The organism is Salibacterium aidingense DSM 18341 (assembly GCF_000429685.1).
Classification (GTDB): Bacteria; Bacillota; Bacilli; order Bacillales; family Marinococcaceae; genus Salibacterium; species Salibacterium aidingense.
The window spans coordinates 1-25,141 of record NZ_AUCI01000029.1; the positions used below are offsets into that span (position 1 = coordinate 1).

22 protein-coding genes and 1 pseudogene are annotated in these 25,141 nt (G+C 45.2%); 11 read left to right on the plus strand and 12 right to left on the minus strand.

Translation table 11 applies throughout. The features are described 5' to 3' along the window. Positions 1-263, minus strand: a 263-nt coding sequence (locus tag G475_RS0119200) for a transposase (protein ID WP_026702475.1), incomplete at its 3' end; no start/stop codon positions are given. A 248-nt stretch (positions 264-511) separates the two neighbouring features. Next, positions 512-2,605, minus strand: coding sequence for a transglycosylase domain-containing protein (locus tag G475_RS0119205; protein ID WP_026702664.1), 2,094 nt, complete (start codon positions 2,603-2,605; stop codon positions 512-514). Positions 2,606-2,751: 146 nt separating this feature from the next. Between G475_RS0119205 and G475_RS0119210 the strand changes: the two genes are divergently transcribed. Next, complete coding sequence (locus G475_RS0119210) at positions 2,752-3,501, plus strand: glycerophosphodiester phosphodiesterase (RefSeq protein ID WP_026702665.1); 750 nt, start codon at positions 2,752-2,754, stop codon at positions 3,499-3,501. 181 nt (positions 3,502-3,682) lie between these two features. Here the strand turns inward: G475_RS0119210 and G475_RS0119215 are convergent, their stop codons facing one another. Both G475_RS0119215 and G475_RS0119220 read right to left on the minus strand, forming a co-directional pair. Then, on the minus strand, positions 3,683-4,690 hold the full coding sequence (locus G475_RS0119215; RefSeq protein WP_026702666.1) for an HAAS signaling domain-containing protein: 1,008 nt from the start codon (positions 4,688-4,690) through the stop codon (positions 3,683-3,685). After that, complete coding sequence (locus G475_RS0119220) at positions 4,677-5,036, minus strand: PadR family transcriptional regulator (RefSeq protein ID WP_026702667.1); 360 nt, start codon at positions 5,034-5,036, stop codon at positions 4,677-4,679. The genes G475_RS0119215 and G475_RS0119220 overlap by 14 nt, the downstream gene beginning before the upstream one ends. Positions 5,037-5,300: 264 nt before the next feature. On the opposite strand from G475_RS0119220, the gene G475_RS0119225 reads away from it, so the two are divergent. Both G475_RS0119225 and G475_RS0119230 read left to right on the plus strand, forming a co-directional pair. Next, positions 5,301-6,443 carry a carbohydrate kinase gene (locus G475_RS0119225; RefSeq protein WP_156911806.1) on the plus strand — a complete coding sequence of 381 codons (1,143 nt, stop codon included), beginning with the start codon at positions 5,301-5,303 and terminating at the stop codon, positions 6,441-6,443. Next, the gene (locus G475_RS0119230; RefSeq protein WP_026702669.1) at positions 6,440-7,354 is read left to right on the plus strand and encodes a pseudouridine-5'-phosphate glycosidase; all 915 of its coding nucleotides are present in this window, start codon (positions 6,440-6,442) and stop codon (positions 7,352-7,354) included. The genes G475_RS0119225 and G475_RS0119230 overlap by 4 nt, the downstream gene beginning before the upstream one ends. Before the next feature lie 55 nt (positions 7,355-7,409). Here G475_RS0119230 and G475_RS0119235 read toward each other — a convergent pair whose 3' ends face one another. Together G475_RS0119235 and G475_RS0119245 are read right to left on the minus strand one after the other, a co-directional pair. Further along, entirely contained in the window at positions 7,410-8,918 is a 1,509-nt protein-coding gene (locus G475_RS0119235; protein ID WP_026702670.1) for a BCCT family transporter, read from the minus strand. A 444-nt stretch (positions 8,919-9,362) separates the two neighbouring features. Continuing rightward, entirely contained in the window at positions 9,363-9,803 is a 441-nt protein-coding gene (locus G475_RS0119245) for an Hsp20/alpha crystallin family protein (RefSeq protein ID WP_026702671.1), read from the minus strand. Positions 9,804-10,284: 481 nt separating this feature from the next. Between G475_RS0119245 and G475_RS25710 the strand changes: the two are divergent. Further along, positions 10,285-10,863, plus strand: a pseudogene (locus G475_RS25710) (peptide-methionine (S)-S-oxide reductase); the annotation flags it as partial. A 281-nt stretch (positions 10,864-11,144) separates the two neighbouring features. Beyond that, on the plus strand, positions 11,145-12,230 hold the full coding sequence (locus tag G475_RS0119255; RefSeq protein ID WP_026702672.1) for an NAD(P)/FAD-dependent oxidoreductase: 1,086 nt from the start codon (positions 11,145-11,147) through the stop codon (positions 12,228-12,230). A gap of 69 nt (positions 12,231-12,299) precedes the next feature. Here G475_RS0119255 and eutB read toward each other — a convergent pair whose 3' ends face one another. Beyond that, positions 12,300-13,274, minus strand: a complete 975-nt coding sequence (gene eutB, locus G475_RS0119260) for a hydroxyectoine utilization dehydratase EutB (RefSeq protein ID WP_026702673.1) — start codon at positions 13,272-13,274, stop codon at positions 12,300-12,302. Between the two features lie 144 nt (positions 13,275-13,418). On the opposite strand from eutB, the gene G475_RS0119265 reads away from it, so the two are divergent. Both G475_RS0119265 and G475_RS0119270 read left to right on the plus strand, forming a co-directional pair. Further along, entirely contained in the window at positions 13,419-14,582 is a 1,164-nt protein-coding gene (locus G475_RS0119265) for a M24 family metallopeptidase (protein ID WP_026702674.1), read from the plus strand. A 141-nt stretch (positions 14,583-14,723) separates the two neighbouring features. Continuing rightward, positions 14,724-15,392, plus strand: coding sequence for a TraR/DksA C4-type zinc finger protein (locus G475_RS0119270; RefSeq protein ID WP_026702675.1), 669 nt, complete (start codon positions 14,724-14,726; stop codon positions 15,390-15,392). A gap of 813 nt (positions 15,393-16,205) precedes the next feature. Here the strand turns inward: G475_RS0119270 and G475_RS0119285 are convergent. Next, positions 16,206-17,138 carry a glycine betaine ABC transporter substrate-binding protein gene (locus G475_RS0119285; RefSeq protein ID WP_084414212.1) on the minus strand — a complete coding sequence of 311 codons (933 nt, stop codon included), beginning with the start codon at positions 17,136-17,138 and terminating at the stop codon, positions 16,206-16,208. Between the two features lie 29 nt (positions 17,139-17,167). Then, on the minus strand, positions 17,168-18,397 hold the full coding sequence (locus G475_RS0119290) for a M24 family metallopeptidase (RefSeq protein WP_233275820.1): 1,230 nt from the start codon (positions 18,395-18,397) through the stop codon (positions 17,168-17,170). A 217-nt stretch (positions 18,398-18,614) separates the two neighbouring features. Between G475_RS0119290 and G475_RS0119295 the strand changes: the two genes are divergently transcribed. Next, positions 18,615-19,340 carry a GntR family transcriptional regulator gene (locus G475_RS0119295; RefSeq protein WP_026702679.1) on the plus strand — a complete coding sequence of 242 codons (726 nt, stop codon included), beginning with the start codon at positions 18,615-18,617 and terminating at the stop codon, positions 19,338-19,340. A 46-nt stretch (positions 19,341-19,386) separates the two neighbouring features. Here the strand turns inward: G475_RS0119295 and G475_RS0119300 are convergent, their stop codons facing one another. The 3 genes from G475_RS0119300 to G475_RS26515 all read right to left on the minus strand — a co-directional run bounded on the left by G475_RS0119300 (position 19,387) and on the right by G475_RS26515 (position 22,854). Next, positions 19,387-21,243, minus strand: a complete 1,857-nt coding sequence (locus G475_RS0119300) for a hypothetical protein (RefSeq protein ID WP_026702680.1) — start codon at positions 21,241-21,243, stop codon at positions 19,387-19,389. Beyond that, positions 21,233-22,327, minus strand: coding sequence for a bifunctional glycosyltransferase family 2/GtrA family protein (locus G475_RS0119305; protein WP_026702681.1), 1,095 nt, complete (start codon positions 22,325-22,327; stop codon positions 21,233-21,235). The genes G475_RS0119300 and G475_RS0119305 overlap by 11 nt, the downstream gene beginning before the upstream one ends. Positions 22,328-22,506: 179 nt before the next feature. Continuing rightward, entirely contained in the window at positions 22,507-22,854 is a 348-nt protein-coding gene (locus G475_RS26515; RefSeq protein WP_051302737.1) for a YolD-like family protein, read from the minus strand. A 151-nt stretch (positions 22,855-23,005) separates the two neighbouring features. Between G475_RS26515 and G475_RS0119315 the strand changes: the two genes are divergently transcribed. From G475_RS0119315 to G475_RS0119325, 3 genes are all read left to right on the plus strand, one after another. Then, the gene (locus G475_RS0119315; protein WP_026702682.1) at positions 23,006-23,335 is read left to right on the plus strand and encodes a winged helix-turn-helix transcriptional regulator; all 330 of its coding nucleotides are present in this window, start codon (positions 23,006-23,008) and stop codon (positions 23,333-23,335) included. Between the two features lie 139 nt (positions 23,336-23,474). Continuing rightward, positions 23,475-23,882: a DoxX family protein gene (locus tag G475_RS0119320; RefSeq protein ID WP_233275821.1), complete on the plus strand. Its 408-nt coding sequence runs from the start codon at positions 23,475-23,477 to the stop codon at positions 23,880-23,882. A 21-nt stretch (positions 23,883-23,903) separates the two neighbouring features. Next, positions 23,904-24,761 carry a VOC family protein gene (locus G475_RS0119325; RefSeq protein WP_026702684.1) on the plus strand — a complete coding sequence of 286 codons (858 nt, stop codon included), beginning with the start codon at positions 23,904-23,906 and terminating at the stop codon, positions 24,759-24,761. Positions 24,762-25,141: the final 380 nt, after the last annotated feature.

The following is a 25,141-nucleotide window of genomic DNA, read 5'->3' on the forward strand; positions in this document are numbered from 1 at the left end:
AAAATCGCCAGTTCTTCTTCTTTATCCGCCAGTTCCTTTTCTTTGGCTTTCAACTGGCGTTCCAGGTCTTTGACGTGTTGGTGGTCGACAACCGGTTCGTCGTCAAATTCGCGGTATTGCTTCATCCATTCATACAACGCGCTTCGAGGAATCTGTAAGTCCTCGGCAATGTCGGTGATGTTTTTCTGTTGTTTGTGCTGCTGGACATAACGGACCGTGTCCTTTTTAAAAGCTTCGCTGTACTGTTGACGCTGTTCACCCATGGGGGAACCCTCCTTGTTGGTTTTATCATGCCATGTCCATGAAGAAGGTGTCCACTTTTTATTCTAAATTTATTTGTTCCGTTATTGCCTTAATCGTAAAAAAGGCGCTCTGATGCCCGGATAGCGGAATAGATGTCCGAAAAAGCCGCCGAAAGCCCCTGTTTCTGCCATGTAACGGAACAGATGTCCACAAGGGTACTGCCTGTAGTACACGATTGAACATCTGGCGGAGACCCTTCCTTTTTTTGCTACGGTTGAATCCACCTTTTGAGCCGGTCGAAGAATTTTTCCTCCTGTTCGGGGAGCTCGTCTTCTTTTTGGTTTTCCGGGCTGCCGGCCCCGGAGGATTCTTCTTTTTCTATTTCCTCGGTGCAGGAACGCTGCGGCTGGGTTCCTGTTTCAAAAGCAACAGTGCGGGAGGCGCCGCATTCTTCTGAAGCAAGAAGTCCGGTTTCTGGATCTATGTCCACTTTGACGATATTATCCGGCGGAGAAAACGCTAATTTTAATTCATCCTCTAACCCTTCCTCCATAAACTGGGCCCAAATTCTCTTCGAAATCTGCCCTTCCTGCGAATGATTCATCTCTCTGTTATCATCGTAGCCGACCCATACAGAGGTGACAAGCTGCGGGGAAAAACCGACCATCCAGCTGTCAAAGTCCGTTGATCCGCTTTTGCCGGCAAGCGGCCGGTCGATTAAATGAGCAACAGAGCGGCCGGTGACGGAGGTATAACTGTCCATGGACACATCAAAAACTCCCTGCATCATATCGGTGACGACATACGTTTTTTGAGGGTCAAACACCTGTTTCGTTTCGGGCTCGGTATCTAACAGTACATTCCCTTCGGCATCGACTATCTTCTGGATGAACCGGGGTTCTGCTTTTTTGCCGCCATTGGCAAAGGGAAGATAACCGGCAGCAAGATCCATTACTTTTACGTTTTGGGTGCCGAGGGCCAGGGAGGGAATAGGGGAAAGCTCTGCCGTTATACCGGCTTGTTTCGTTGTTTCCACGAGCGCCTCCGGTCCCAGGTATAAATGGGTTTTTACTGCAAAAATATTGTCTGATACCGCTAATGCTTCATACATTGGAATAAAGTCATCGGCGTATATTTCTCCATAATTACCAGGGGCGTATACATTGTTATTTTCTCCAACTTTAAATTCCGTGGGTTGACTGCGGAATGAAGTAAGAGGGGTGAACCCATCCTCCAGGGCGGCATAGTATAAAAATGGTTTTAACGCAGAACCTGGAGAGCGCGAGGCGTTTATTACTCTGTTAAATGTACTTTCTTCGTAGCTCTTTCCACCCACTAAGGCACGAACGTCTCCACTTTGTGGATCCATGGCAACAAGCGCACTCTGCAGCTCCGAATCCTTAGGAATTTCCAGTCGCACCCATTTTTCCGCCTTTTTCTGCAGCTCCGGGTCCATGGTTGTATATATCCGCAGCCCTCCCTTTTCCAATAATTGTGGATCGATATCGTATTTCCTTTCCAGCAGTTGTTCTATATAATCCTGAAAGTAAGGACCAGTTCTGTCATCCGCCAATTGCCCCGGCGGCTGGAGAGAGAGCTCAGCGTTTTCCGCCTGTTCTCTTTCTTGCGTTGTAATCATTCCTGTGTCTTCCATGGAGGCCAGCACAAGCTTTTGTCTTTCCTTGGCCCGTTCCGGATAAGAGAAGGGAGAATAATAAGCAGGGCCTTTTGGTACCCCGGCCAGGAGAGAGGCTTCTGCTAAAGACAAAGAGTCAACCGATTTATTAAAATAAAGACGTGAAGCGGCTTCAATGCCATAGGCACCGTGACCGAAATAGATAGTATTTAAATATCCTTCCAGTATCTCTTCTTTTTCGTAATGCACTTCCAGCCGGAGAGCATAAAATGCTTCCTCCAGCTTCCGGGACCATGTTTTTTCATGAGTTAAAAACAAATTCCGGGCATATTGCTGCGTAATGGTGCTGGCTCCCTGTGATTTAGATAATGTTTTAATGTTGGTTGCGACCGCGGAAGCGATACGGGAAAGGTCAAAACCATTATGTTCATAAAACTCCCTGTCTTCAATGGCAATGGCAGCCTGGACAAGATAGGGAGACATGTTTTCAAGATCCTCCCAATACCGCTGCTGTCCATTATGGTGTTCCCCAATGACGGAATGATCTGCACCATAAAACACGGTGGACTGTTCCACCTGGATAGGAGGCGGCTTGAGCAGAAACGCGAAGCAAATGGCCGCAAGCATTCCGCTTATTCCCAGTATCCCGAGCAACAGCATGCTTCTGAAAAACAGCCGTATGATTCCTGGTTTCCGCCGGTCGCTCCGGCGCACCGCTGTGTTCATTTTTTCCCCTCCTGCCTTAAAACGTGTTTTTATCCATTTTGGGTTATTTTTTTCTCTTTTAAACTTAAATCATCGTTCTGCCCCTCATAAGTTCTAATTTTTGGTGTATACTGGAAAGAGAAATGATGATAAAGGAGTAGTATAATATGGCGCAATGTATCGCTCACCGCGGATGGTCCGGCCAAGCACCGGAAAATACATTAGCCGCTTTTGAGCGGGCCTGGTCTTCTCCAATAGTAGATGGCATCGAACTGGATGTTCATCTTTCCAGGGATAAAGTTCCGATTGTCATTCATGATCAAACGGTAGATCGAACGACAAATGGACACGGCCTGGTTAAAAGCTATACGGTCAATGAATTGAAAGAACTCGATGCCGGATCCTGGTATAAAAGCAGCTTCGCCGGGGAAACCATTCCGACATTGGAAGAAGTGCTGCGGGAGATGGATGGGAGCACGTCTTTGACGATAGAACTCAAACAAAGAAGAAACATCTACCCGGGGCTGGAGGAAAAAGTAAGCCATCTGCTGCGAAAATATGATATGGCCGAAAAAACATTGGTAGGTTCTTTTGATCATGTCGCTGTCCAGAAAATAAAACAGATGGATCCTGCGCTTCATACGGGTTTAATAGTAATGAGCAGCCCCCTCCTTGTTCTGGAGCAGATGTTGACGGCAGATGCCGATCATCTTATGATCTATCATGAAATGCTGACACAGGAATTAGTAGAGAGGATACATAACCAGGGCGGCCGGGTGAACGCCTGGACAGTAGACAAAACAGCAGCCGTCCAGCGGCTGTATGAGCTGTCACCGGAGCTGCTTATTACGTCCAATCATCCGGATATCGTCTGGGAAGCTGTAGAACAAGGAAATAACGACAAAACAGACGTTTAGCACAGGCCAGGTCTAAATTAAGGTTCTTTTTCTGCCCGTTTTTTAAAGGTCTTAGCGGTGAAAAAAAGTAAGGAAATGCTGGGAGAAACATTTTCTATAGATTGTAATCTTTCTATTTTCAGGATCAAAAAACCGCGCTATCGGCTGTGTGCCATTTACCAATAGCGCGGTTTTATTTGCTTTATTTAGCTTTACGAACCTTAATCCCTCCAGCTATAACGTCCCATAATAAACCAAATATCAAAAGAATCAGCATCCAAAATGTAAGTTGTTCCCAGATCAGACGAATGGTCTCATAACTTTCGCTGCCCTTTATTACAAAACCATGCTGTACAAGCTCGTTCATGAAATTCGGATTCCAGAATAGAGCGTCTGTCATGATGAAAAGGACTAGTACAATGGAAAATAGATTAACAGCAGCAGTGAACCCGACCAATGAATACGTCCACTTTTCATAGAAAAACTTTAAACATTCCTTCACAATACCAAACCCAAAAACAATGAGAATAACCACCAGGAACGAACCGTATGTGTCTTCGTTTAAAAATGAAACAATACCGGCAAACCTATCTTCACGAAAGATCCAGATGCCAAAATAATCATTTGAAAACGCTAGTATCACAATAACCAGCACGTAAAATACAATCCCTGCAATTGGTTCCCTTCTTTTAATCTGTCTTTTCGGGTCGGGAACCGGCGGCAGATTTGATGGCTTCCATTCCTTATCTTGCTGCAGTTTTTCCAACGCCCCGTTACCGAAATATTCTGCCAGGGCAAATCCTAAGGTGATCCAGCCAAAGACCATGGGAAGGATAGTAAAAAAGGAAACGAGGTAGTTGACAAAATAATCAACAATGTTAATTGGATTTAAAATCACCTGGATAATGAAAACAGCAGAAAATGCTGCAACCGTCGAGATCAAACTAATCTTTAGAACCATCGTATACAAATCGTACAGTTCCGGGCCGATGACATACTTTTTTGTGCCTCTGTATTTCCGTGCTAAATTCTTTGGAGGACCAAGTTCCAACAATACGTCTTCCACATCTTCTTCTGTAACATCCCTGTCTTGGACACGCTCATAGACCATATCTTCTATCAAGCTGCGAAGTTCGTCTGCAACATCTTTTCTTTGCGCGTCCGGCAGTCTTCTGGTGACCGCATAAACGTACCGGTCAATCGTTTTCATCTTCTCCGCCTCTTTTCATCATTAGATTATCCATACTTGCGACAATGTTTAGCCACTCGACTCGCACCAAATCTAACACTTCTTTTCCAGTATTACTTAATACGTAATATTTCCTCGGTCGTGCCTCATTCGTATCCCAATTGCTTTCCAAAAGACCTTGTTTTTCCAGTCTTCTCAGCAGCGGATATAAGGTCCCCGCTTCCACCTGAATTCCTTTCTTTTTTAATGTTGTGATAAGGGAGTACCCATATCGAGGCTCATAAAGCTGACTCAGAGCTCCAATTGTAATGGTCCCCCGCCTCAGTTCCTGCATCAATTTGTCTATATGATCATGTGCATCGCTCATAGCATCAACTCCTGAATTTATTATACTATATGACACACACTATTGTAAGTGATAAATTATTATTTATGTAACTTTATATTATGACTCAAATAGTAAGATGCTTGATGAGTCTTTTATTTTGGCGGGAAAACAACGTCACTCATTGCAATGCGGAATAAGGCGGATAATACAAGAGGATAGTGTGAACCAGCTGATGGTTTCCATTGACTTGAAAGAGGAAGACGGGATAAAATTGGTTTGAACATAAGTTTATAATTAAAACAAATGTTTAGGGAGGTGAGGGGCGTGACAAATGAGGACCGAGAACCCTTGACAGGGAACGAACAAAGAATTTTACAGCTTATAAAAAAAGACCCATATGTCTCCCAGCAGGAGTTGGCAGAGGTGATGGGGCTGTCCCGGCCTTCGGTGGCTAACATCATTTCCGGTCTGGTACGAAAAAATTTTATTTTGGGTAAGGCGTATATTTTAAACGAATCTGAACCGATTGTATGTATTGGCGGGGCTAATATTGACCGTAAGTATTACGTGAAAGATTCACTTCAATGGAGTACATCCAATCCGGTAACGTCCACAGACAGTGTAGGAGGTGTCGCTCGGAACATTGCAGAAAACCTGGGCCGTCTCGATATGGAGACGATCCTGCTCACTGCTGGAGGAACAGATGCCGCCTGGACTCATATCAAGGAATCTTCGTCTTTATACATGAATGTGAGTTATGCTGCATTAATTCCCGAGATGACGACTGGCTCTTATTCAGCAATACTGGATGCGGACGGTGAAATGATTTTTGCTCTGGCGGATATGGATGTGTATGAAGCAATCACCCCGCAGTACATTTTGAAACATGACCGGCTGCTCAGCCGGGCAAAATGTGTAGCTGCGGATTTAAATTGTCCGAAAGAAACACTTCAATTACTGTGCCATAAAGCCAATCAATATAATCTGCCATTAATGCTGGTTACCGTTTCAGCCCCTAAGATGACCCATCTTCCTGAAGATTTAAACGATGTAACCTGGTTGATTACAAATCGGGAAGAATCCGAAGCTTCTCTCGACAGAAAGATTACGGATAATGAAGAATGGAGAAAGGCAGTAACGCGATGGTTGGAAAAGGGTGTATCCAATGCTGTCATTACCGATGGAGGAAAGGGTGCCATGATTGGAAATGAAGAAGCAGGAATCTACCACGTCCCAGCCGTTCCTATGGAGAACGCTGTCGATGTTACAGGAGCCGGGGATGCTTTTTGTTCTGCTGTCCTTTATGCATGGCTTGAAGGAAAAGATTTACCCGCAATTGCCAAGGCTGGTATGATAAATGCCGCTGAGACCCTTACTTCTGCTTATACCGTTAGAGAGAATTTATCAGCAGCCCAGTTAAAAAAGGAAATGGAGGAAAGATCTTGAATAAATATATTAGATTATCAGAAGAAGTTCAACGAGCGAAAGAGGAGGGAAAACCGGTCGTAGCCCTGGAATCCACGATCATTTCCCACGGGATGCCGTATCCGCAAAATGTCACCACCGCCCGGGAAGTTGAACAGATCATCCGCGACGGCGGAGCGGTTCCGGCAACCATCGCCATATTAGAGGGAGAAATTAAAATAGGACTTTCCCGGGAAGAACTAGAAATACTGGGCCGTGCTGAAAATACGGCAAAGGCCTCTAGAAAAGACTTGCCGTATTTGATGGCAACGAAACAAAATGGAGCTACAACGGTGGCAGCGACGATGATTTGTGCAGCCATGGCCGATATTCCTGTTTTTGTAACCGGAGGAATCGGCGGAGTACACCGGGGCGCCGAATATTCGATGGACATCTCAGCAGATCTAGAAGAGCTTGCCCATACGAACGTGGCGGTAATATGTTCCGGAGCAAAATCCATTCTAGATCTTGGATTAACGATGGAATACCTGGAAACGAAAGGTGTCCCGGTGATGGGCTATCAAACGGATAGGCTGCCGGCCTTTTTCACACAATCCAGTGAATTTCCTGTTCACTTTAGAGTGGATGATGCAGCCACCGCAGCAGCCACGCTGAAGGGCAAATGGGAAATGGGAATGAACGGCGGAGCGGTGATAGCGAATCCAATTCCGAAAGCGTATGCGATGAAAGAAGAAACGATCGCTGCCGTCATTGATGAAGCTGTCAGAGAAACAGAAGAACAGGGGGTCACCGGAAAAGAGGTTACGCCGTTTCTGTTACAGAGGATAAATGAAGCCACGGGCGGGCAGAGCCTGGAAGCAAATATTGCCTTAGTAAAACACAACGCAGCGGTTGGAGCCGAAATTGCTGCAACCTTGAATCAAAAACGATAAAAATAAGAGAGGACCATTTCATCATCAGCTGTGAAATGGTCCTTCTTTCGCTTGATTATGCTGCTTTCGATTTTTTTGCCTTACTTTGTTTTCGTTCGTCGCGGACGGTTTTGAAGAAGGAGCCTCCCATTAGCAGCACTACGACGGAAAAGGGCAGGGCGGCAATAATCAGTGTATTCTGAAGGCCCTGGGTTCCGCCGAAATACATGACGACAGCTGCCACAAGTGAAAGCGCCACGCCCCATGAAATTTTTACGATACCGGCAGGGTCGATAGAGCCGTTGCTGGAAAGCATGCCAAGAACGAACGTGGCTGAGTCAGCAGAAGTGATAAAGAACACAGCGATGACGACAATGGTCACAAGGGACATGAGAAATCCTAATGGGTATTCCTGAAGTACAGCAAAGGTCGCCGTTTCCATTGGATACTGGGAGATTTCTGCAATACCGTTTTGTTCCAGATTCAACGCGGACACGCCGAATACTGTGAAGAAAATAAAGCATACAAGGGACGGTACAAACAGCACGCCGAGCATGAATTCCTTGATAGAACGCCCCTTAGAGATACGGGCGATAAAGATCCCGACAAACGGGGACCAGGAAATCCACCAGGCCCAGTAAAAGATCGTCCATGCATCGATCCAATCCCGCGTTCCTTCATCGAGCGGGGCACTGCGGAAGCTCATATTGAAGAAATTGGAAATATAATTTCCGGTCGTACTTGTAAACATGTCTAAAATATACAATGTGGGCCCGACGATGAACAGGGCGATCAGTAAGATAAAAGCCAGCCACATGTTTAAATTACTTAAGTATTTAATTCCTTTGCTGATTCCTGACCAGGCGGAAATAATAAACAATACGGTGGCAATAACGAGCACAATCACCTGTACAAAAAACGTATTCGGTGTGTTAAATAAAAAGGCAAGTCCTTCGTTGATTTGAGCCGTACCAAACCCAAGGGTGGATGCAACCCCGACAACAGTAGCGAACACAGCGAGGGAATCGATCAATGTCCCGGGCAAGCCGCGCATGCTTTTTTCCCCAAAAAGCGGTACAAGGGTAGCGCTGATAAGACCAGGATAGCCTCGATGGAACTTGAAATAGGCCAGGGTTAACGCCACTACAGCATAAACAGCCCAGGCATGAATACCCCAATGAAAGAAGGCATACTGCAGGGAGTCCTGTATGGCCTGGTCCGTGCCAGCTTCTGCCTCCGGAGCATTGATGAAGGCATGGGAAATAGGTTCAGCGGTCGTCCAGAATACCATTGCCATTCCCATACCGGCAGTAAACAACATAGCAAACCAGGTAGGCAGATTGAATTCGGGTTTTGTATCTTCCTCCCCTAATTTAATTCTTCCGTATGGAGAGAAAATTAAATATACACAGAATCCAAGCATAAATACGACAATAATTAAGTAATACCAGCCAAAACCAGTGGAAAACGTTGATGTCAGAGTGTTCGTCACTGACTCCAGCTGATCAGGCGAAGATGCCCCCCAAATAACAAGGATGGCACAAATTGCAATCGAAATCCAAAATACTAACGTTACATTCTTCACATTTTCACCTCTTACTTCTGCTTAAAAATAAACTCTTTTAGTATTTTCTAATTTAACTTAAAACTCCATTCTTAAATGAAAAATAGAAAACCCCTGCTATGCTTTCAATAGTTTATATCGTAATAATATCTCATGAAATTTTCAACACCGGTAGGCCGGGAAAAACTGAAGGAAGAACGCTCTAATGCGCGTCTGAAGGGATATTTAATAGTTTAAAAAAATTAAATTTTTTCTTTATAAATTGAACACCGATGTTGAAATTTGGAATAATGTGTTAAAATCAGAGATGAGTTTTTGTAGTGGAAAGGGGAAAGATATGTTTTTGGATAGGTCTCCTTATGAAAAATCAGAGCAGGAGAAAGAATGGAAAAAGAAAGGCATACAGGACAGGCCGCCAATGACCGGGAAAGGCAATAAAAAAAGGAAGTCGGGCGTGCCGGCTTCCTAGTTTAAATCGATTCTGTAACCGGATGAATCCTCCAAAGAATCTCTTGTTTTTGGTATTTTTAAGGTGAGTAGTCCATTGCTGAAATTACCGTCAATGTTTTCTTCATTCACATCACCTACATAAAAGCTTCGTTGGAATGAGCCGTACGAACGCTCTTTTCGAATATAATTATTATTCTCATCGTTCGTTTCTGTAGACTGCTCTTTCCTGCCTTCCAGCGTAATATAGCCATTTTTGTACTCTACGGTTACATCATCTTTGGAAAAACCAGGAAGTTCTGCTTCGACCAGATAATGATTGTTTTCATCTTTCACATCAACTTTCGGGTACTGCAATCCAAACGGCCGTTCAAACAAATCGGTAGTACTGTCTTTGTCAAATAGATTTGGCAGCCAGTTGAAAAAGTCACGGTTGCGTTTAGGGAATAAATCAGCCATATTAAACACCTCCAAAAGTTCATGATGTGTTGTTTTCATTTATACTATACCAAGCTGATTTGACTTTTAAACATCATTTTTACGATACTATATGAAAATTTAAGTCTGAACGTTTCACGTGAAACAAAATAAAAGAAATAAAGAACTTTTCGTATTTGCATTAGAGGAGCGCTATGCAGGACTTATGTTGACGCAGCGATAACAAGACGCAAAAATTTTCAAGCATAGAAGAAGAAATGTCATTAATCGCGCAACACAGGCTTTCCCTATTCTTTTTTAATTCAGCAGATTTCCTCATAACAATAATAATCTTTTATTCACTTTAGGGTATAACATCCGGCTTTTTGCACATATAAAAAATATCGCTTAAACTGAAAAGAAAGTCAATAAAGGGGGAGGAGCCATGGAAGAGCGGTATCAGGCAGCTGAAACAACGAAACTGGAAACGGCGGTCTTCGGACTGGGCTGATTCTGGGGACCGGATGCCCAGTTCGGGCAGCTGTCAGGTGTTTATCGGACTCGTGTCGGCTATACCGGCGGCACTACCTCTGAACCAACATATCGGAATATGGGGGATCATACGGAATCGATTCAAATTGTATTTGATCCGGAACAGATCAGCTATGAGGAATTGCTGCATAGGTTCTGGAACAGTCACAATCCCACGATAAAAAGCTTGTTCAGAGACCGCCAGTATATGTCTCTGTTGATATATCATGATGAAGTGCAGAGAGAGAAGGCGCTGGCTTCTAAGCAAAAACAAGAAGAAGCACTGGGAGTTTTGATAAAAACGGAAATGACCAAAGATGCTGAGTTTTACCCGGCCGAACATTACCATCAGAAATATTTTCTGCGACGCTATAAAAAAGCGGTGGAAGCGCTCTCCAGGCTGTATCCAACGGAGGAGGGGTTCCGTGATGCTGCTGTGACGGCAAGGCTGAATGGGTTTGTGCGGGGACGTTCCTCCATGCAAGAACTGAAGCAGGAAATACAAACCTGGGGATGGAGTACGGAAACCGAAAATCAAACCATCGAGGTATTGGACTCAATCCGCTGGTAGCGCATTTAGGGGCGCACTTTTAAATCACATGCTTTGCTTGCGCCCTTGTTTATCGATTCTCCCATATACCCAAAGAAATCAAGGCCAGCTGCATTTGCAGCTGGCCATTTTTTAGAAGATAAGAAATTGTCATGAAGAATAAAGATTGAAAAATTCCGGCAAACGTAAAGAAAATGTTTGTGAATAAAAAAAAAGAGGAAGAAGCTAAAATAGATACTTACTGATAGAGGGTTGTATCCACAGACCCTCTGGTTCTCTAATAAAAAAAGGAGGAAAACATAGTGAGTCAACACGTTTTATTTATTGGAGCCGGACAGGCGAACTTATCTGTATTAAAAAACTGGCAGAAAAACGCCCCAAAGAATGCGGAATGGACATTGATTTCTCCTTCGAGGTATCAATATTATACCGGGATGTTCTCTAGATTTATGGAAGGCCGCTGTGAGTTGGAAGATATCCGTATTGATTTGAAAGATTTCTGTCAAAAGCATGAAGGCCGTTTTATTGAGGAAAAAGTCACCGCGGTGGACAAAAACAGAAAGTTTGTTTTGACAGAAAACGGAAAATCTGTATCATATGATCTTCTCTCCGCCAACATTGGTTCCCAGCATGTCGACGGGTCGACCCCGGGTGTACGGGAGCATGCTTTGTTTTTGAAACCAAATGAAGAATTTCCAACTGTGGCGGCGAGTATGCAGCACACGGAATATCCAGTTATCGCCGGCGGAGGTATTACCGGAGTAGAGCTGGCCTTATCCCTGCAGGCATGGAGGCAGGCGAACCATAAGAAAACTCCGGTTACACTAATCACGGAGGAGTCCATTCTTCCGGAGGAAAAGAAAGAAGTTCGGGAGAAAATGCGGACGCTGCTGGATGAACGCGGGTTGCTTGTATATGAAAATACACCGGTAGAGAGTATAGATGCTGATGTGGTTTATGCAGGCAGCGAAGTGATTCCGTACGGGGAAGTGCTGTGGGCAGCAGGTCCTGAACCACCGCTGATCTTTGATTACGCTAATCTTCCCGTTGATGAAACCGGATTTTTACTTGTATCCTCTACGCTTCAGTCCATTCATGAGCCCTCGATATTCGGAAGCGGGGATGGCGTCACCATAGATGAATATCCAGACCTGCCCAAAAATGGAGTTATTGTTGTTCAGGAGGCAAAGGTGTTAGAAACGAATATTTATCGTAAACTTCAGGAGAAAAAATTAAAAGCCTTTAACCCCCCAAAAAAATACAGACAGATAGTAAATATCGGCCGCAAGCAGGGGCTTTATCTTCACGGCAGCCAGTACAATATCGGAAAAAGAGCGTGGAAAATAAAAAAACGGACGGATAAGAAATTTATGAAACAGTTTGAATGACATTAAAACAGCCCTGCAGGATCTCGTTATCCTGCAGGGCTGTTTTTATGCTCAGTTGAAATTATATTTTTAAGAATGCAGGTAAGGGGCCACAGCCTGGTAATGTTCCCGCACGCCAATACTGTTTCCAGTGACCACAACGACAGCCGGCCCTTCCGGCTGAACGGCGCCATCAAGAAGGGCACTGACTCCTACTGCAGCAGCTCCTTCCACGACAAAACGGTGGGTTTCATATAAAAATGCCATGCCCCGTGCAATCGATTCCTCCGAAAGACGTAGACGTTCATCCACATACCTGGTGATCATAGGCAGGGTATAGCGGTTATTGAGACCGATTCCGCCGAGAAGACTGTCGGCATACGTAGGATGTTCCGGCGATTCGACCGGTGTTCCGGCTTGAATACTGTCATCCATTGCTGCGCCTTTTTTTACGGACAGGCCGCTGATACGAATCGAAGGATCGGTTTCTTTTAAAGCCAGGCCCATTCCGGAAAGCAGTCCTCCGCCGGATAATCCGGCGAGTACGTTTTTCACTTCCGGCAGTTCTTCCAGTATTTCCAGGCCGATGGTGCCCTGACCGGCAATGATTTCCGGGTGGTCGAAGGGAGGTATGAGAATAAACCCTTTTTCCTGCTGTAATCTCCGGCAGACTTCTGCCGCTTCATCCTGACTTTCCCCTTCAATATGAAGTTCCGCTCCACTTGCCTGAAGGGCTTCTATTTTTGCCGGCGGCACGTATTCCGAGACACAGACCACGGCACGTAACCCAAGCTCCGCCGCTGCATAAGCCACAGCAAACCCATGATTGCCTGTAGAAAAGGTAATAACACCGCGGGCCCGTTCCTGGGGTTCCAAAGAAGCCATCATATTAGCAGCGCCCCGCAGTTTAAATGCACCGGTGGGCTGCATCTGTTCCAGCTTCAAATAGACCGGGACCCCTGTTTTTTCAGAAAGAACGGGAGAGGAGACTAACGGGGTTTTCGGAAGCAACTCCTGTAGTCGTTTCTTGGCAACCCATATGTCGCGGACTGTCATGGTCTTCATAAAACCCGCCCCTTTATTAAATATTTAGTCATGAATCCCTCTCTTCTTAGAATAAAGTGATTAATAAGCAAATGTCTATCATAATTTGACAGACGAACCTGGCAGAAGCAGCACGGAGTTTGTCGGAAAAAGGGGAGATGGAGGGTGCGGTCCTTAACATTATTTTCGAAAAACGAATACCTGGAACGTATCACTAAGGTGAAAAAAAAGATGGAGGAAAAAGGGCTGGATGTCCTTTTTATCAGTGACCCGGCCAATATCAATTATCTTACCGGCTATGATGGCTGGTCCTTTTATGTACCGCAGATGGTTATTCTTTTTTTAGAAGAAGACGAACCGTATTGGTTCGGAAGAGCACAGGACGTAAACGGGGCCCGGGCTACCTCCTGGCTGTCTCCATGCCGGCTGCTTTCTTATGATGATGAATATGTGCATTCCAGGATAAAGCATCCCATGGAAGTGCTGGCTTCGTGGATGAAACGATATAAAACGAAAGTGAAGCGGGCCGGGGTGGAGATGGAAGCCTATTATTTTTCTCCTCGTGCGCTGCAGCGGTTAGAAAGAAAATGTTCCTGGCTGCGCTTTAACGATGCACATTTGCTGGTAAACGAAGTACGTATGATAAAGTCCAATACGGAAATTATGTATATGAAAAAAGCTGGAAACATTGCAGAACTTGCCATGGAAGCGGGATACAATGCCGTACAGGAAGGAGCGCGGGTATGTGATGTAGCAGCTGCTATTTCTCAGGCGCAGATCAGCGGCACCGCAGAATTTGGGGGGGATTATCCTGCGATTGTTCCACTGCTTCCAGCCGGTGCTTTAACGTATGCGCCCCACATCAGCTGGACCGATGAAGCATTAAAAAGCGGAGATCCGGTTATTATAGAACTGGCAGGTTGTTACGGCCGTTATCATGCTCCTCTTGCCAGAACTGTTTCCGCAAACAAACCGAATGACATCATGACACGGTTAGCTGAAGCGGTTACAGAAGGGATCGAGACCGTGCTGGATCAAATCAAACCAGGACTAAGCTGTGAAGAAATTGAGCAGTTGTGGCAGGAAACGATTGCCCGCCGCGGGTATTGTAAGGATTCGCGCATTGGCTATTCCATCGGTGTCAATTACCCACCCGACTGGGGAGAACATACCGCTTCCCTTCGTCCCGGAGATAAAACCATTTTAGAACCTAATATGGCTTTTCACCTTATCCCGGGCATTTGGCTGGAAGATGTAGGAGTAGAAATCAGTGAAAGCTTTGTCGTAACCGAGGATGGCTGCGAACTGCTCTGCCGCTTTCCCCGTTAATAATAACCTGTCCTTCCGCTACACGCTTTATGCTTCCTATACGCATCTTTGCCTGTGTCTTTCTGCAATTACCAAAAAGTGTGCAGAAAATGTGAATCCGTATGAAGCATACTAAGGCTAAAAGGAGAAAGGAAGAGTCAGGTGAAAACAAACGATTTTTTTCAAAATATAAGAAAACAATTACTCGAACAGTTGAAAGAGCTCCCGGATTATGAGGAGCGGGATACGGAATTTGCTCAGGAAACCATAGGGGAGTTATCCAATTACGACAATCATCCCGCAGATCAGGCGACAGGGTTATATGAAAGAGAAAAAGACATGGCACTCGAACAACACTCTGACAGGGAAGCCATGCGGATTAAACAGGCCCTGCAGGCGATAGACGAGGGCACGTACGGAACCTGCGAAACGTGCGGGGAAGATATCCCGTATGAACGGCTGGAAGCTGAGCCCACTGCTCTTCAATGCATTCAGCATTCGTATGAAGAAACAGGCTGGGACGACCGGCCGGTGGAAGAAGAACGGCTGATTCCAGGAAAGGGCGGGTTTACGGAGACTGAGATGGAAGAAACAACACATGATCGTTTTGATGCAGAGGAAACCTGGGAACAAACCGCTTCCTATGGTACGTCGGATACCCCTCAGGATACGTATAATCCCGCGGAGGAATTCGAAGGTCTTTTCGGTAACAACCAGGATGAAACTGGGGCGGAAGAAATGCTGGACGGCTTTTCCATGACAGACAGCGAGGGCAATCCCATTGATTTTGATCATGATGTAGACTTTTCCAAGGTGTATCTGCGCAGGTAGAAAAAAACGGAGGTGGGGATATCCCCATCTCCGTTTTCTTAAAAAATAAAAAAGTATTTGATTTTTCGGGATTCTTATTGATTTTCACAGCCTTGTTTCAGCTGTATCTCCTGCTGGTAATTGGACAAATGCAGCGGCTTTCCAATGCACAGCTGAAGGGCTGGGTCTTCTCTCTGATTTTCGTTTCGTGTGCCGTGCCGGCGGACATTCCGTTATCGTCTTGATTTTTTCCATGTGGAAGGGAGAGTGACATGTGTTTTGTTATTTCCCTTTTCAGCGTAAAAGGTCCAGAGTCGGAGTACGGAACAAATGTCCGTGAAAACCGTCCCAGCTCCCTCATTCGGCCATTTAACGGAATATATGTCCCTACGCCAAGTCCGCTGTCTATCATCACCCCTTGGAACCTGACGAAAAGCATTTGCCTGAACCGGACAGCAGCCGTGGTGGAGGACACAAACCCCTGGAACGAAGCTCTTCGGATCCTCAACTTAGCTTTTGCCCCCATTAGCAAAGGGAGAAGAAAAAGGCTCGGCCTCCAAACGTTTTTCGGAGCCACGCAAAACAAAAACGGAAAGCGTAGTGTACTCCATCCACTGGATACCACGAAGGCAATATAACACTGCGCTGCTATCCGTCACTTCCCCTGCCTCTTTTCCGTCAGCATGGCAATCGGATGGCTCCCCTGTGCTGACAGCTTTGGAAAACACAGCAGAAAGCTTCAGCCTGCAGCAGGATATGCCTGCAAGAAAGGACTTAGCCTGGAACTGGGCGGGTTTCCGAGGTTAAGTTTTTCTTAATACCTGATTTCCCTTCTTACTGTATCCATTCGTTTACGAGGTCGCGGTTCTCTTCAATCCATGCCTCAGCGCCGGCTTCCGGGTCATCCATTTCATTAATGGTTGCCATCAGAGAGCCAAGTGAGTCATCATCAAACTGCCAATTGTTCATCCACGTGACAACTTCCTTATTTTCATCTTCAAAACCCTCTTTTGTAATATAAACAATATCATCGGCTTCGCCATACACGTTATCTGGATCCTCCAAATATTTCAGGTCATATTCAGAGAAAGCCCAGTGCGGGCTCCATAACGTCGTAACGATGGGCTCTTCATTTTGGTAGGCTTGATCCAATTCGGTCATCATTGCCTGTTCTGAAGAAGGCTGCAGTTCATAATCAAGCTCGTAATGCCCGATTACATCTTCCGTTAATTCCATAAGGCTTGCGCCTGGTTCGATGCCGACAATATTGCCGTCCAGTTCTTCTGTATGATTATTTAAATCATCGATACTGTTTACCTCCTCCATGTATGCCGGTACGGTTAAGCCAAGCTGTGTATTTTCATACCAAGGTTCTTGAATAGTGAAATCTTCTCCATACTTGTCAACATAACTTTTATCTGTATGAGGGATCCAAACCTCCATGCCGATATCTAATTCTCCATCCGCTACTCCTGAAAACAATGCCGCTTTTTCTAAATTAACCAATTCCACCTTATAGCCTTCTTCTTCCAATAAAATTTTCCACATGTTTGAAGATGCTACATTTTCCGCCCAGTTGTTATAACCAATTTTAATGGTGTCACTACCACCAGAGGATTCTATTTCATTGTTCTCTTCCTGTGCATTTTCTCCGCTGTTTTCATCATCTTCTTCTCCATTTTCCGGGTTTTCTCCGCCTCCGCAGGCAGAAAGCAAAAGCGCTCCTGTTAACATTGCGGTAATACCTGACGTAACGTTGATTTTCATTCATCAATTCCTCCTTTTACGCTTGTATTTTATCGAAGCAGCTCTTCTTCATATGGAAAGTGAGAAAGGGCTGCTGCTCCATCTTTTGTGATCAGCATCTGTTCTTCCAGCTTCACGCCTTCTGTTCCATTTTTGGCTCCAATATAACTTTCTATGCAAATGATCATATTTTCTACAAATTCTCCATCGTACCCTTTTTGTTCGAAGTCTTCCGCATGGGCAATGATCGGATATTCGCCCGTGAAACCGGATCCGTGGGCGTTGCAGAAATAACGATTTGCAAAAAATTCTTTCGGAATCTTCCAGCTTTTTTCGGCATATTCCCGAAAGCTCACTCCGGGCTTGAGCAGTGCTTTATTGGTCATAACCTGTTCATAGGCTGTTTGATATAAGCGTTTTTGTTCTTTGGTTGGTTTGTCTCCCACGACGAAGCTTCGGGAAATATCGCAATAATAACCGAAAGGGCCGCAGGTATCCGTATCGAAACTCAGCATGTCTCCTTTCTGAATGGTCCGGTCACTGCATTCCTGGAACCATGGATTGGTACGCCGGCCGGAGCTGAGAAGCCTGGTTTCAATATAATCTCCTCCCATGGCAATATTTGACTGATGCAGGATAGACCATAATTCATTTTCAGTCATACCGGGTTTTGCTGCTTCATACATGTTTCGTATGCCTATTTCTGAAGCTTTGATTGATATTTTAACTGCTTCAATTTCATCTTCGGATTTTACTGCCTTTGCATGCTCTACTGGGCGCTGGGCATCGACTGTTTCCAGGCCGTATCTGCGTAAAGCGAGATGTCCGGAGACCGGGAGCTGATCAACGGCGAGTTTTTTTTCTCCTCCTGCATATTGCTTCATTAATGCTGTAATTTCAGCAGCAAAATGACCTGCGTCCCGGTTCAGGTTATCTCCTGCTGCAGCATAAGACAACATATACGCAGGCCTGATTTCATCCACTGTTTCTACTCCTTCAAACAAGTGTTCACAGTTATCGAAATCAAATAAAATCACCGGTCCTTCTACCGGTATAAATACATACCGTCCTGGATTACGACGTATGTATACCTCCATGTTCCGGGTCCCTGTAGCATAACGAATATTCATGGCATCAAATAAAAGACAGGCCGGATATCCGTTTTCCCGCAGCTGTTCTTTAATGCGGTGCAGCCGGTACTGACGCATCCTTGCAATATTAATTTGTGATTTTTCATATTGCAGCTGTGTCACTCCCGGGGTGTGTTGATCTGTAAACAATATGTTCACCTCCTGCTGAATTTTTGTTTGGTATTAGAATTCTTGTATGGTTTTAAACTTAACATAACAAGTTTTAAATTAATAGGGATAAGTTAAAATGTTTTTTAAGATTTTTGGGTTTGCCATATTCCGATTATGAACCATGCCCTTTCTTTTTCCTGCCGCGGTATTTTTTGATAAGATAGAAAAATAGGGACAGCAGGGAAGGAGAAGTTTGATGGAAGATCAAAACAAAGAGACAGGACGAATTCCTTTATACCGGCAGATTAAGCAGTTAATTATTCATAATATCCAGACAAAGCATTGGAAACCCGGTGATTTCATTCCTTCCGAATCCAAATTGCTTGATGAATTTAATGTAAGCCGCACTACTTTAAGACAGGCTATAAACTCATTGGTACAAGAAGGAGTGCTTGAAAGCAGGCAGGGGAAGGGAACCCAGGTGAAAATTCACCCGCCGGGCAAATTGGGGGAGCATTCTACTATTATGTTCCAGGAAGAAGGAGACCAGTTTTACTCCAGAATTCTGCGTATGGAATTTTCGTTTACCTTTTTTCAGGCTCAAAAACATTTAAACGTCCCCGAGAATGAAAAAGTTTTCCTGTTTGAACGGGTAAGAATGGCAGATGGTGATCCGATCGCGATTCTCCAGTTTTACACCCCGCAGCATATAGGAGAGCTGCTGATTAAAAGCGATCTTCATGAACATGAACCTTATGCTGTGATAGAAGAAAATAATGGGATTCTTAAACAGGCCACAGACTGGGTCTCTGCTGTTAATGCAACTCCACATGAAGCGGATCTTCTGGGTATCCGGGGCGGGGAGTCTTTAGTAAGCATCTCCCGTTTAAGTTACGGCATCGATGAAAAGCCGGTTGAATTTTCCCGGACGATTTACCGGGCCGACCGTTTCAGCTACCGAGTGGAACTCGCCCACAATTAAACAACAAATTATTGATTCTCTTGACAGTTTGGGAGGAATCGAATGCCTATCTATCGTTATTGGAGAAGGATTCGTCTATAGGTGACGTTATAACACCGTCCCGAATATGGTAAAGACCTGGCTCGATGGTGTTAATATTGCTTTGCGGATCGAGGCAGCTTTGCATCTCGGGTGTCATTTCTAACACCATAAGATAGCCGGAACGGTTGAGATCTTCGCGTAAAGTCTGTTCTTCCTCTTCGGACGTACACATCGTGTGAATGTAAGTATTTGCCGTCATGCGTTCATAACGCATGACATGTCGTAAAAATCCTCTATCGGATTCGCCGATAGCGTGAATGAGGGTCAGCCGCGTATTCCCGGAGATATTCTCCTGCTGGCGCAGCTCAGTCAACATGGAAGCAGCAGGGGGCCTGGAAGATGCTGCTGTATTTTCCTGGTTGAAAAATCCCTGGGCCCCGCCTGCAAACGGCAGCAATACACTGATTCCAATAAGTACGGGTGCTGCCTTCTTTAGAACCCTCGATAAGGCAGGATGCTCGTTTTCCATCCATTCTTTTAATAGAAAGACCATCACGACCCCGAGGAAGAAAATGACGGCGGACGATTGATATCGGTCAAATCCTGCCAGGTATTCGGCCTCCACTTCTGGCATTAAGTATAAGTAAAGGAGATATAAAAGGCCCGTATATAAGAAATAAAATATATTCATAAAAACCGCGGCACTCAGAAGAGAGGCCGGCCATTGTTTAGAAAAGCTTCTTACGGCTGTAATCGTGAGAATAGCAAAAATATCGATCCATATGATCCCTTGAAATAAGGGGGAAGACAGATCAAAAGACGCGTGAAAAATCATAGGCAGCAAGTTTTCAATAAATTCCGGAGATTTATTAATATCCGTGAGTGTATCCCTTGTTATGGCAAATTTACTATCCTCGTATTCCGAAGTATAAGCTTTCGCGATATAACGGGACCATAACAGATTCACAAATAACGGGACCAGCAGTGTACATATTCCTGCCCGGCCGGCGGAGGCAAGTTTCTCTGTCCATGAGTGATCTTTGCGCAGGTATCGGAAAAACAAGCCTATAATCCAAAGGATGCTGAAAGCCAAAAAGATTTTGCCGCTGTCTTTGAGAAGGACAAGCGTTGATAGTATCGGCAGCAGCAGAAACGCCATTTGTCCCCAATTGTCTCGATAATACCAGGCGGTGACAAAAACGGCTGCTGAAATATACCCAAGCAGCGGATCTACCAGCAATGTATAAATACTTGTGCTGTTTACCAATAACAATACCGCTGGAATAAATAAAAAAGCGGCAGCATGGACCGGTTTTTTCCAGGAACAGAAGATAAACAGGGGAGCAAGGGCCCCTGCAATAAAAATCCCCTGGGCGATGAGGGCCATACTTTCGGAAAAACCGGTGATGGAGACGATGTAATACACGAACAATGCGGCTCCCGGCGGATAGGTGGTATAGGTAATAATGCTCGATTCATCAGGAAGGCTGTTCGATTGCACCAGTTCTTTTACAATCAGCCCCCAATGGCTGAAATTGTCATAATGGAGAAAGACTGCTTCTTTTAATAAAACAGTGAAAAAAACACTGGCCGCGATAAAAAATATCAATCCAGGACTTAGGAGAGCAGATGCCTGCCATTTCTTCTGGGTGTATTGGGACACGCTGTAAACAAACAACAGAAGGCCCCCGGCAAATAGAACATAAACCGTTTCTGCCAGCACATTCAACAGTCCTCCGAGAAAAAGGACAAGGATCGTGCTCGTGAAAAGAAAGAGGGGAAGGACCGCCGGGGCGATACGATATTTTACATATACACTTATCGCGTATCCTGAAAAGGATAAAAATAAGAGCGCCAGCAGGAGCAGGACGTTAATAATCACTCACCTCTTCTCCGACATACGATGTTTCATTTTTGAATACCCATGTACGCTGGATATAAAAACTGAGTAAAAACAACAGGGAGTCCACGCCGATTTTAATCGGTACTTCATGGCCCCCTAGTGTGTGATAAAGCATGTACACCCCGCCGGCGGACGCCCCCATCTGCAGGGCAGCCAGGGTGTAGTATTTCATCAGGGTCCGTGCTGGATACTGATAGGACCGGAAAACGACATTCCGATTCATGAGATAGTTAAATAAAGACGATAACACCCTGGCGAAAATGGTGGCTGCAATGATAAACCCCATCGGCATCAGCGCTTTAAACAGGGTGGAAAATAAAGCAAATAAGCCCACATCCACGACAAAAGAAGCCAGCGACGAAAACAGGAATCGAAGAAAGACATAATATATTTTTATCGAATCCAGAAGAGGATGGAAGTGGGAAGATTCATTGTCGTCGATATAAATGGTATCAACCGTTACTTCCGCGATCGACCGTTTATACGTTTTGCAGGCCAGAATCATTTTCATTTCAAATTCGTACCGCTCTCCGCTGACCTGCAGCAATTCTTCGGTAAACGTGCGGGGGATCCCGCGGAGGCCTGTCTGGGTATCCGTAATTTTCATGCCGGCAGCGGCTTTGACTACCATCTTTGTCATGACATTTCCGAAACGGCTGCGCAGGGGGATGTCCTCTTCAGAAAAATCCCGGACACCCAGTATTAACTTATCAGGCTGGCGGATTAGTTCCTCCGCTGTTTTTTTTATGTCTTCCGGCCTGTGCTGACCATCCGCATCTGCTGTTACAACGCCGAGCCCTTTTGGGTGATGCCTGCTGTAATAGGCAAAAGCGGTTTTCAGTGCTTTTCCTTTTCCGCTGTTTTCCGCATGCCGAAGCACGCTGCACGATGGCATGCGGGCCAGGGTCTCAAATACAGGGGCGGAAGCTTCGCCGCTCCCATCGTCTACAATAATGATGTTTTCAAACGATTCCCGGCTCAACTCCCGAGCGATATAAATTAATTGATGATCCGGGTTGTAGGCCGGGATCACGACCGAGATGTGCTCATATCTATCTGCCATAGGACGCTCACCTTTCATTAACCTTTGCGTATTGAGAATCAGGCTTGATAAGCAAAACACCCATGACCTGCACAGAACATGAGTGTTAAAGGATTTTCCGTCTTGTAATGAAAGCATTCCCTTGTTTTTGTCTATTTACACGTTTCCCTCTTAATGATAACGGATGGAAACGGGTGCGGTTACGAGTGCAGCTCAATATTAACTAAATCTTTAAAATGTAAATATTGAACGCCGTCTTTCGTCTGCAGATGAAACTGCTGCTGTTCATGATTAATGTAATGGCAGGTGCCGATGATCTCATAAAAGAACCCCTCCTTCCAATAGGTAAAACGAAGCAGGTGATGGCGGCGCATAGCATCTCCGAGAAGCCATTCCAGTTCTTCCCAGCGCTGAGGATCCAGCTCCGGCTTTTTTACCCTTTCCTGCTTTTCCTGATGTTTCAGCCATTGTTCCCGGTGTTCGGGCAGGATCATTCGGGAAGATTCCCAGCGCATGTTTGATCCTGGTGTGAGTTTATTTCCTTTCATCGGTCATCCCTCCTGGTATTATTGTATGGGAACGTTTGTTCTTTTAAAACCTTTAATATTTTCCAATTGATAGGACAGGAAGTAAATTACTATTAGTAACCGCGAAAAGTGTATTATAATAAAAGAAAGAAAAAGGATCGGAGGTGTCGGCATGGCTGCCATGGAATTGTGCCCGAAATTTGAAGAAGCGTTTCAACTTCTCGGGAAACGATGGGTCGGCATTATTATCCGGGTGTTGGAAGACGGACCGATGCGTTTTAATAAAATCGCTGAACAAATTCCGGAAATTAGTAAAAAAATGCTGACGGAACGCCTGAAAGAGCTGGAGGAAGAAGGAATGGTGCAGCGGGAAGTGTTCCCGGAAACCCCGGTGCGGATTATGTATTCCTTAACCAATAAAGGAGAAGCAATTACTCCGGCACTGACTGAAATACAAAAATGGGCGGATCACTGGGTCCATGTAAAAAGAGAAGAGAAATAAAGACAGGGACACATCTATCCCCTTCCTGCTGCAATAGAGAATGTGAAAACCTCATGTCATAAGAGGTTTTGGTTTTATCTGTTGACTTACTAAAAGTAACCTGATATATTTTAGTTACTAAATGGAAGGAGGTATCATTATGTCTTTATTCGTTAGTATAGGGCTGTTGTTAATCCGGCTCGTTATCGGAGTGAGTTTTGCTGCCCACGGGTCGCAGAAACTGTTCGGCTGGTTTGGCGGACACGGGTTGAAAGCAACCGGCGATTCTTTTGATTCAATGGGGATGAAGCCGGGTTATACGATGGCATTGCTGGCCGGACTGGCTGAGTTTGGAGGAGGCCTCCTGTTTGCGCTTGGTCTGCTGACGCCGGTAGCGGGGATTTTAATTGCGGTTACAATGCTTGTTGCAATTATAAAAGTACACGGCCCAAACGGATTTTGGGCAACACAGGGCGGCTACGAATATAATCTCATGCTTTTTGTTGTCGGAATTGGTGTGGCCTTTACCGGCGCAGGATTGTTTTCTCTTGATGCCGTTATTTTCTAACCAGAGAGAGGATGAAGGAGCATGCAGGATGTTTTGCCCCCGGAAACGATGATTGGGCGGGTCACTCTCATCGTGTCCGATTTAACAGCTTCCCTGCATTTTTATAGAGAAATGCTCGGATTTCACGTCTTGGAACAAACCTCCGGCACCGCGGTTTTGTCTGCTGATAACAAAAATGCGTTAATGGTGCTGGAGGAACGGACGGATGCGGTTCCAAAGCCGGCGGGAACATCGGGACTGTATCATGCTGCGATTTTGGTGCCGGACCGTCCGAGCCTGGGACTTACACTGCGTCGGCTGCTCGAAAGGGGGTATCCCCTGCAGGGAGCAGCGGATCACGATTTCAGTGAAGCCATTTATCTCGGTGATCCAGATGGAAATGGACTTGAAATATACAGAGACCGGGACCGGAGTCAATGGAAATACGACAAGAAGGGCTGGATACACGCTCCAACGGTTCCATTGGATGCAGACAGTGTACTGCGGGAAGCCGAAGGAAAAGAATGGACCGGTATGCCCTCCGGCACCGTAATTGGCCATATCCACCTGCAAGCAGGAGATTTAGAGAAAAGCCGAACGTATTATGTGAATGGCCTCGGCTTTGAACCGACCGTTTATATGGGCTCCCATGCGTTATTTGTGGCGGCCGGCGGCTACCATCATCATATCGGCCTCAATATTTGGGCCGGCAAAGATGCCCCGCCCCCGCCGGAGCATGCAGCAGGTTTAAAGGAATACACGGTACTTCTTCCAGATGTGCAGACACTCGCTAACGTGCGGCACCGCCTGGAACAGGAAGGAATTTCATATCAACAAGAGAAGGCATCTATTGTCAGTCGGGATCCCTCTGGAAACCAGGTGCGGCTTCTGTCACGCTGATTCCTTTCATTTCTTAACCAAACAACTTTCTGAAAAAGAAGTTGTTTGGTTTTTTTACATACCAAACTTAATTTTTGGCCCCCAAGAGCCAAAAATTCATAAGCGCCTCAACCGATTAAAAGAAATGAGTTTGAAAATTTACGTAAAAGTAGAAGCTTACTAGATCATACAGGGAGGGATCCATGGCATCTAAGTCCAAATAACGATCTCAATATAATATGAAGAATATATACAATCATGTTAGTCTGTTTATAGCTGGAAGGGGTACGAGACTTCTTATTATAGGAGCCAATAAATGTAAGTACAGAAGAACCAACGGTCGAGACAATGTCATACAAGCTGAAAAGAGGGGAATATCGATTGGCCAATGAGAAACAGAC

Excerpts from the sequence above, each read along its gene's own strand:
- G475_RS0119325 (WP_026702684.1), top strand. The coding sequence starts at position 23,904 with ATGCAGGATGTTTTGCCCCCGGAAACGATGATTGGGCGGGTCACTCTC.
- G475_RS0119245 (WP_026702671.1), bottom strand. The coding sequence starts at position 9,803 with ATGGCTGATTTATTCCCTAAACGCAACCGTGACTTTTTCAACTGGCTG.
- G475_RS0119320 (WP_233275821.1), top strand. The coding sequence starts at position 23,475 with ATGTCTTTATTCGTTAGTATAGGGCTGTTGTTAATCCGGCTCGTTATC.
- G475_RS0119210 (WP_026702665.1), top strand. The coding sequence starts at position 2,752 with ATGGCGCAATGTATCGCTCACCGCGGATGGTCCGGCCAAGCACCGGAA.
- G475_RS0119205 (WP_026702664.1), bottom strand. The coding sequence starts at position 2,605 with ATGAACACAGCGGTGCGCCGGAGCGACCGGCGGAAACCAGGAATCATA.
- G475_RS26515 (WP_051302737.1), bottom strand. The coding sequence starts at position 22,854 with ATGAAAGGAAATAAACTCACACCAGGATCAAACATGCGCTGGGAATCT.
- G475_RS0119215 (WP_026702666.1), bottom strand. The coding sequence starts at position 4,690 with ATGAAAACGATTGACCGGTACGTTTATGCGGTCACCAGAAGACTGCCG.
- G475_RS0119220 (WP_026702667.1), bottom strand. The coding sequence starts at position 5,036 with ATGAGCGATGCACATGATCATATAGACAAATTGATGCAGGAACTGAGG.
- G475_RS0119285 (WP_084414212.1), bottom strand. The coding sequence starts at position 17,138 with ATGAAAATCAACGTTACGTCAGGTATTACCGCAATGTTAACAGGAGCG.
- eutB (WP_026702673.1), bottom strand. The coding sequence starts at position 13,274 with ATGAAGACCATGACAGTCCGCGACATATGGGTTGCCAAGAAACGACTA.
- G475_RS0119225 (WP_156911806.1), top strand. The coding sequence starts at position 5,301 with ATGTTTAGGGAGGTGAGGGGCGTGACAAATGAGGACCGAGAACCCTTG.
- G475_RS0119315 (WP_026702682.1), top strand. The coding sequence starts at position 23,006 with ATGGCTGCCATGGAATTGTGCCCGAAATTTGAAGAAGCGTTTCAACTT.
- G475_RS0119295 (WP_026702679.1), top strand. The coding sequence starts at position 18,615 with ATGGAAGATCAAAACAAAGAGACAGGACGAATTCCTTTATACCGGCAG.
- G475_RS0119305 (WP_026702681.1), bottom strand. The coding sequence starts at position 22,327 with ATGGCAGATAGATATGAGCACATCTCGGTCGTGATCCCGGCCTACAAC.